Source organism: Flammeovirga sp. AWQ4_249, assembly GCF_056161045.1.
The window spans coordinates 1-757 of the sequence record NZ_JBSWYJ010000110.1 but is presented as its reverse complement, the minus strand read 5'-3'; the positions used below and the strand labels follow the sequence as shown (position 1 = coordinate 757).

Annotated in this window: 1 tRNA gene and 1 rRNA gene; both read right to left on the bottom strand. The window is 46.6% G+C overall.

Annotated features, from left to right (window positions below):
* Window positions 1–460, bottom strand: a 23S ribosomal RNA gene (locus tag ACXAHM_RS26295); the annotation flags it as partial.
* Between the two features lie 87 nt (window positions 461–547).
* A tRNA-Ala gene (locus ACXAHM_RS26290) sits at window positions 548–621 on the bottom strand.
* Between the last annotated feature and the right edge of the window lie 136 nt (window positions 622–757).

Below are 757 nucleotides of genomic sequence, written 5' to 3'. Positions count from 1 at the left end.
GTCTTTTGGGAGTATTTAGTCTTGGCGGATGGTGCCGCCGGATTCAATGGGGGTTTCACCGGCCCCCACTTACTCAGGAACTCTCGCTCTCTATAACACTTACCTGTACGGGACTGTCACCCTCTGCGGCTGCACTTTTCAATGCATTCCAGTTCACGTTATATCGATTATCGAGGTCCTACAACCCCAGTCAAGCCGGAACTCAACTGGTTTGGACTCTTCCGCGTTCGCTCGCCACTACTTGCGGAATCACTATTGTTTTCTTTTCCTCCAGGTACTTAGATGTTTCAGTTCCCCGGGTTGGCTATATAAGCATGTCTTCAACATGCTGAGTTGTCTCATTCGGATACCTCCGGATCAAAGGTCATGTGCACCTCCCCGAAGCGTTTCGCCGCTTGTCGCGTCCTTCGTAGCCTCCAAAAGCCTAGGCATTCCCTGTATACCCTTCTCTTGCTTTTCTTTTGAGTGAAATCATTTAATTAAAAATAATTTCAAAGTTTTTCCCATTCTGTCAAAGATCTTTCTGTTCTAACATTTTAGAACAATGTGGAGAATATCGGAGTCGAACCGATGACCTCTTGCGTGCAAAGCAAGCGCTCTAGCCAACTGAGCTAATCCCCCATTGAGATTAAGTCTCCATTAATATTAATGCAAAAAAAAGTAATCATAAGTCCCTCGAAAGCAGGATCCCGTTCGTAAAGCACAAGGCTCCAAAAGGAGGTGTTCCAGCCGCACCTTCCGGTACGGCTACCTTGTT